6 protein-coding genes are annotated in these 7,326 nt (G+C 29.6%); all 6 read right to left on the bottom strand.

The features are described 5' to 3' along the window. Positions 1 to 30: 30 nt before the first annotated feature. Positions 31 to 2,382, bottom strand: a complete 2,352-nt coding sequence (locus tag BUA92_RS22360; RefSeq protein WP_073022835.1) for an EAL domain-containing protein — start codon at positions 2,380 to 2,382, stop codon at positions 31 to 33. A gap of 168 nt (positions 2,383 to 2,550) precedes the next feature. Continuing rightward, entirely contained in the window at positions 2,551 to 4,068 is a 1,518-nt protein-coding gene (locus BUA92_RS23660) for a HAMP domain-containing sensor histidine kinase (protein ID WP_073022836.1), read from the bottom strand. Beyond that, positions 4,058 to 4,735 carry a response regulator transcription factor gene (locus BUA92_RS22370; protein WP_073022837.1) on the bottom strand — a complete coding sequence of 226 codons (678 nt, stop codon included), beginning with the start codon at positions 4,733 to 4,735 and terminating at the stop codon, positions 4,058 to 4,060. The genes BUA92_RS23660 and BUA92_RS22370 overlap by 11 nt, the downstream gene beginning before the upstream one ends. A 92-nt stretch (positions 4,736 to 4,827) precedes the next feature. Further along, the gene (locus BUA92_RS22375; RefSeq protein WP_073022838.1) at positions 4,828 to 5,298 is read right to left on the bottom strand and encodes a DUF4342 domain-containing protein; all 471 of its coding nucleotides are present in this window, start codon (positions 5,296 to 5,298) and stop codon (positions 4,828 to 4,830) included. A gap of 101 nt (positions 5,299 to 5,399) precedes the next feature. After that, positions 5,400 to 6,167, bottom strand: a complete 768-nt coding sequence (locus tag BUA92_RS22380; RefSeq protein ID WP_073022839.1) for a nitroreductase family protein — start codon at positions 6,165 to 6,167, stop codon at positions 5,400 to 5,402. A 283-nt stretch (positions 6,168 to 6,450) separates the two neighbouring features. Then, positions 6,451 to 7,326, bottom strand: an 876-nt coding sequence (locus BUA92_RS22385) for an FAD-dependent oxidoreductase (protein ID WP_175550946.1), incomplete at its 5' end; no start/stop codon positions are given.

Consider the following 7,326-nt stretch of genomic DNA (forward strand, 5'->3'; position numbering starts at 1 on the left):
TAAATTTATTTCATTCACAGTATCTTTTTCCTAAGAAATCTTCAAATCAAAACCATCTGGCGGTACAGGTTTACCATAATAATAACCTTGTATATATTGGCATTTAAGGGACCTTAAACAATTTACCTGCTCTACTGTTTCTACGCCCTCAGCAATAACATACACCCCTAAGTTTTCTGCCATGCTAATTATAGATTTAGCTATGCTAGAATTTTCGTTAATATTATCTATAAACGCCTTATCTATTTTTAATCCATCAATCTTAAACTTCTGTAGGTATTTTAATGAACTATACCCAGTACCAAAATCATCTATAGAAACTCTTACGCCTAGATTTTTTAACTCTTCCAATTTACTTATAACTTCTTCTTCTTTATATAATGCAACACTTTCGGTTATTTCTAGTTCTAAGTTTTTAGGATTTATCCCCGTAGTTTTTAATGTATTTACGACCATATTAATAAAGGCCTTCTCCATAAACTGTATACTAGATACATTTACTGATACTCTAAAATCTTTATCTATAGTATCATTCCATTCCTTACATTGTTTGCAAGCTTCTTCTAATATCCATTTTCCTAATGGAACTATAAACCCCGTTTCTTCTGCTAGCGGTATAAACTCTATTGGTGAAACAAATCCTCTGTCGGCACTGTTCCATCTTACTAAAGCCTCTGCACCTTCTATTCTTTCAGTAGTTATGTCAACCTGTTTTTGATAATATAAAACAAACTCTTTATTATCTAGAGCTTCTTCAAGCATTTCTTGTGATATTCTACTTCTCATGTCCTCATTATAAATAATAGAACTATTTTTATTGTTTTTCTTTACATGATACATAGCTACATCTGCATTATTTATTAAATCATCTACTGTACTTCCATGGTCTATAGATATACTTATCCCTATACTGCAAGTTATTTTGCAGGCTTTCCTACCAATATACATAGGTTGTTTTATTCTATCCAACAAATCCTTACATATATTGTCTATTTCTTTATAAGATTTTATGTTAGGTATAAATGTAACAAACTCATCTCCACCAAACCTAGAAATTATAGGATTATAGTTTTTCAATTTTTCTTTTATCCTAGCAGCTACATTAACTAATATATAATCACCTGTGCTATGCCCTAAACTATCATTTATATCTTTGAATCCATCAATATCGATAAAAATTATTGCAGATTTATTTCCATTTTTCATCTCATCATCCAAGATCACCTGAACATCATCAAAAAAGACACCTCTATTAAATGTTTCTGTTAGTTGATCATATTTTGCCTGATATAATATCTCGCTTTGAGTTCTCTCTACTGTAGAAAGAAGATTATTAAATCCCGTTTCCAAAATGGATATCTCGTCATTTCTTTTTATAGAAATTCTTTTAGAAAAATCATTATTTTTTTCTATATTTCCTACATTATATATTAATTCATTAAGCCTTTTAAAAATTGTTTTATCTATTAACCATAACAATAATATAAATGATACAAGTAAAACTACGCTAGTAGTAGCTATATACTTATACACACCATATGTGCCCATATTTAATATATTCATATCTACATCTATGTTGCTTGTCATCTTTATTAACTTATTTCCATCGTAATCGTAAATAATTCCTACACTTTTATCACTTCTACCATTTTTGTCTACCCATATATCTGCTTTTATTCCTCTGCCGCTTATATAAGTAGTTGATGTTATGTCACCTGGTTTATCAATATTATCATCAAGCTTCAGATTCATTAGAAGATTATCACCCATACCATTAACTAGATTTTCATTAACATATCTTCCGCATACTATCCATCCTACTGAATTCCCAAGTCCGCCACTTCTAGTTATTGGATAAGCTGCTAGTAACATGCTCCCTTTAGGAGAACTGATTAACTTAGCTTGAATCCTTATATCATTAAATATCCATTCCTTACCTTTTATAAAATCAATTATTTCATCCGATTTGTTAATTTCCTGCTTATTATGTAAATCAAATTCTTTACCATAAGCTAGTTCCTTATCTTTATCAAAAATATAAAGTAAATTCCAATTATTTAGTGAAAAAGTTTCATCTAAATAATTTGAGTCTATATAACTTTTATCTCTATTTGATACATAATTATATGTATCATCCCAGCTGCCATAATCCTTAGCTGAGTTCTCTAGGTCAATAAGTTGATTATTTAACTCATTAACAACTTGCTTCATATTTCCTTGACCTTGATTTTTTAATAGATAATCAAAATTTCTAATTATAAACCTATTAGATAATCCATAAACAATAAGTACTGATGCTACTATAGTTAACAGAAAAAATATTGATATTTGACTTCTAAGCTGGTACTTTTTACTTTTCTTAATTTTGTCATGTTTGACCATAAATTTTTCTCCCAGTACAATAAGCTCGTAATTTATTTATACATTAATTATATAACATAGCTCATGTATATTTATATATTTTTTTAAATATATGCTAAAATAAAACCATGGAAATTTGTAGAAAATAAAAACTAGCCTCTAACTAAAAGTTATAAAAGGCTAGTCTTATTAAGTATTCATAGGTAAATTAATTATTATCGTTGTCCCAACATTAAGAGAACTATTAACTGTGATTTTACCTTTATGTTTCATAATTATCCACTTCGCTATGGATAACCCTAGTCCATTTCCACCAGTTTCTCTAGTTCTAGACTCATCTGCTCTATAAAATCTATCAAAAATTTTTGGAATATCTTTTTCATCAATACCTATGCCATTATCTTTTATAACTATTTCTACATTATTACCATTAACATAGGTACTTATACCAATGTTTCCACCCTTTGGAGTATACTTTATGCTATTGTCTAGAAATATTCTAAAAGCTTGCTTTAACAGCTTCTCATCTGCATATATTTTTACAACTTCATTTTTATCACAACTTATATTATGATCATTATCTATAAGCTTAGTTTCTTTTAAAAGTTCATCAACAAGGAAGTTTAAATCAAACTCCTCCATAATAACTGGTTGAGTATTTTTATCCCCTCTTGCTAGAAATAATAGTTTTTCAACAAGGTCCTTCATATTATTTGCCTCTGACTTTATAGCTGATATAGACTCCTCAAGAGCTTCCTTATCCTCTTTTCCCCATCTATCTAAAAGCCTAGCATACCCCTGTATTACTGCTATAGGAGTTCTAAGTTCATGAGAAGCATCTGATACAAATTGATTTTGAATATTATAAGCCTCTTGAATTCTATCTAACATTCCATTAAAAGTTTTTGCTAAATCTTTAAGCTCATCTTGAGTTCCACCTACACTTAATCTTGTGTCTATCTGTTTTATGGTAATATTCTCAACGGTTTTATTCATATCATCAATAGGCTTGAGTATCTTTTTACTTCTGCTTTTTACATTACCTAAAGATAAAAATAAGCACACCATCTCTGCGATAACTACCCATAAAATAAAATTTCCTAAAAAGCTGAAATCCTCATATAAATTATACTTTATCTGAATATTAAACTTACTACCACTCTCCTCAGCGGCTCTATCATAAATATAATTTATATTAAAAATACTATTAATATTGTTTTTTATTGTTTCCTCACTTATATTATTCTGAAACTTAAAATGACCATATGCTAAAACTCTTACATTATCTTTAGATAAGTCATTTATATAAGCTTCACTATTTCTATATAAAATTTCCTTATTATTATCATAAATTATAATTTCATAACCATTAGTCTCTTTTAATAAATATAGTCTATCTATTGATAAATTCTCTGTTTCTTTTAGTTCTTTAGATATAGTAACAAAGGATTTTTCTATATTACTATTTATTTTAGTGAAGGTAAAGTATCCATAAATACCTGTTATGAATAAATTTATAAAGAAAAGTAAATTTAGACAAACCAAAACATACATAACATTTAACTTAAGAACTATTGATAGTCTAACTTTAGTTATAAGTACTTTATATTGCTCTTTTATAAGCTTCACAGATTCTTTAAAAATCTTAGTGGTTATATTAGTTATATACTCTATTTCCTTATCATATTTACCTTTATTATTTTTCATCTTTTATCATATATCCTACCCCTCTTAAAGTATGGATTATTTTTTGATTATATTTGTCATCTATTTTACTTCTAAGGTATCGTATATATACATCTACTACATTAGTATCCCCGAAATAATCATAGCCCCAAACAGTTTCTATAATTTTATCCCTAGTCAGTACTCTATTTTTATTTTCAAGCAGATACCTTAAAAGCTCAAATTCTTTTTTAGTAAGCTCTATATTTGCTCCATCATAAGAAAGATTATAACCCTCTAAGTCCATTAACAGTTCTTTATATCTTAGTTCTTGTTTTTTAGTAACCTTCTTTCTCTTTAAAGCTACCCTTATCCTTGCGAGAAGCTCCTCTATCTCAAAAGGTTTAGTTATATAATCGTCTGCTCCCATATCTAGGCCAGTTACCTTATCCATAGTTTCATCCTTAGCTGTAAGCATTATTACAGGAACTTCGCTTTCTTCCCTTATTCTTCTTAATACCTCTATGCCATTCATTGAAGGGAGCATTATATCTAGAAGTATTAAATCAAACTCCTCATTTCTTGCCTTCATAAGTCCTTGTCTTCCATCATTAACCTTCGTCACTTTATATCCCTCATAATTTAATTCCATCTCTACAAATCTAGCTATTTTTATCTCGTCCTCTATTATAAGTATGTTACCCTTCATAATTACCCTCCTAAAGAATAAAAAAGATAACTTTATTATAGCAAATTCACCTGCTATACCATAAGGTTATCTCTTTTAATATTCATTAAATACTATTTACTAAACTCTTCTTTAATATTGTTTGTTGCCATAGCCATTTTATCCATAGCTTCGTTAGCTCTAGTTTTTTCTATATCTTCTCCATGAAATCTAATCTTATGACCTGTAAATAATGCTAATAGTAATAATGGTATTGATATATATGGTGCTAATACAACTACTATTGATGTTATTGTTAATGAAAGCTTCAATATTGTATTTTCATGTTTTCTTACTTCTAAATAATTTGAGTTTCCTTTTCTTATTACCTTTTTACACCAAGATATTACTCCACATATTGCATCTGAGGCTCCACTTTCTTTTTTCTCTTCTTGTTTAGCTTCTTCTTTTATTTTTCCGTTTTTCTCAAGATAAATAATTGCCTCTAAGATATCTCCATTATTTTGCTCTAAAGCTTCCTTTGCATCCTCATAAGATACATCTACTCTTCCTCTTAATTCATCTATTTGCTCAATTGTTATCATAATATTATCCCTCCAAAATTTATTTTTCTTAATCTATATCTAAAGTATAAATTCAGAGGCTTATAATAAAATTAGTTAAAGATTAAAATTAGATTAGAAAATTATTTTTCCTTCCAATTCTCCAACATAACCTTTATTGACCTAGTCATTTCTTTTGAAAAATCTGATCCTATTTTTCTACCATACATATATTGTCCAAAATTTTCAGCCTTATATATATTTTCTTTAGCTACTTTTTTAGCCTTAAACATATCTGCAAAATCTTCATCTTTTAATCTATTATATTCTTCATTAAAAACGATATATTTTCTATCAAATCTAGGTTGTATTATTCTATTGTAATTTCCTGGGTAATATCCCATGCAAAGCATACCTACAGGTACTACCCACTTAGGTAGGTTAAACATTTCTTTATGAATCTCATAGTTTTCAATAATATCACCTATATAACATGATCCTATTCCTAATGATTCAGCAGCTATAACAGCATTTTGTGCAGCTATCATTGTGTCTTCTATAGCTAAAACAAAATCACCTTCGCCAGGTCCAGCATATTTTTTATTATTACGTTCACAATAATCTTTAACATTACTATAATCAAAATAATCATACCATCTTTGCATATCCGCTAAAAATAACAATACAGTTGGTGCCTTTGCTATAAAAGGCTGATCATCACAAGTTTTACTAAGCTTCTTTTTCTTTTCCTCATCTTCAACAATAATCACTGAATACATCATCATATTGCCAGCAGTAGGAGCTCTCATGGCTGCTTCAATTATTATATCTAAATGCTCTTTAGATATCTTTTCTTCCTTATATTTTCTAAGAGACATACGATTTGAAATAACATTTATAACATCATTCATCTTATTCAATCCTTTCACTACTTTTACTTATCTATATTTAATACTAACAAATAAAGCCTGCATTTGCCATGATTCCGTTATCTTGATTTTCTTCTTAACTTCTTAACTTCTTAACTTCTTAACTTCTTAACTTCTTAACTTCTTAACTTCTTAACTTCTTAGGGTAGTCTACTTTTTTGCCCATTCATTATTCAAGTGTTTATAAAAAATATTTTATATATTAGGTGTAGTACTCAAAAAGACTGTAAAACCAACCTTTTAAGTTAGCTCTACAGTCTTATCTTTATTTGTTGCTTAAATATTCATGGATTCCATTAGCAGCTCTTTTTCCTGCTCCCATTGCTAGGATTACTGTTGCTGCTCCTGTTACTGCGTCTCCGCCTGCGTATACTCCGTCCTTTGTTGTTTTCCCTGTTTCTTCTTCAACTACTAGGCATCTTCTTTTATTTATTTCTAGTCCTTTTGTTGTTGAAGATATTAGTGGGTTTGGTGAAGTTCCTAGAGACATTATTACTGTATCTAGTGGCATTACAAATTCTGAACTTTCTACTTCTACTGGTTTTCTTCTGCCTGAGGCATCAGGTTCGCCTAGCTCCATTTTTATGCACTTCATTCCTGTAACCCAGCCCTTTTCGTCTTGCTGTATTTCTACTGGGTTTGTTAGAAGGTCAAAGATTATTCCTTCTTCTTTTGCATGATGTACTTCTTCTACTCTTGCTGGAAGCTCTGCTTCGCTTCTTCTATATACTATATGAACTTCTGCTCCTAGTCTTAATGCTGTTCTTGCTGCATCCATTGCAACATTTCCACCGCCAACTACAGCTACTCTATCTCCAACTCTTATAGGAGTGTCGTAACCTTCTTTGAAGGCTTTCATTAGATTACTTCTTGTTAGGAATTCATTTGCTGATAGTACTCCGTTTGCGTTTTCTCCTGGTATTCCCATGAACTTTGGAAGTCCTGCTCCTGAGCCTACGAATACTGCTTCAAAACCTTCTTCTTCGAATAGTTGATCTATTGTTATTGTTCTTCCTACGATAACGTTAGTTTCTATTTCTACTCCAAGTTTCTTTACATTCTCTATTTCTGTTTTTACTACTGTTTCTTTTGGTAGTCTAAACTCTGGTATTCCGTATACTAATACTCCACCTGGTTCATG

It is taken from the genome of Clostridium intestinale DSM 6191 (assembly GCF_900130055.1).
Taxonomy (GTDB): domain Bacteria; phylum Bacillota; class Clostridia; order Clostridiales; family Clostridiaceae; genus Clostridium_T; species Clostridium_T intestinale.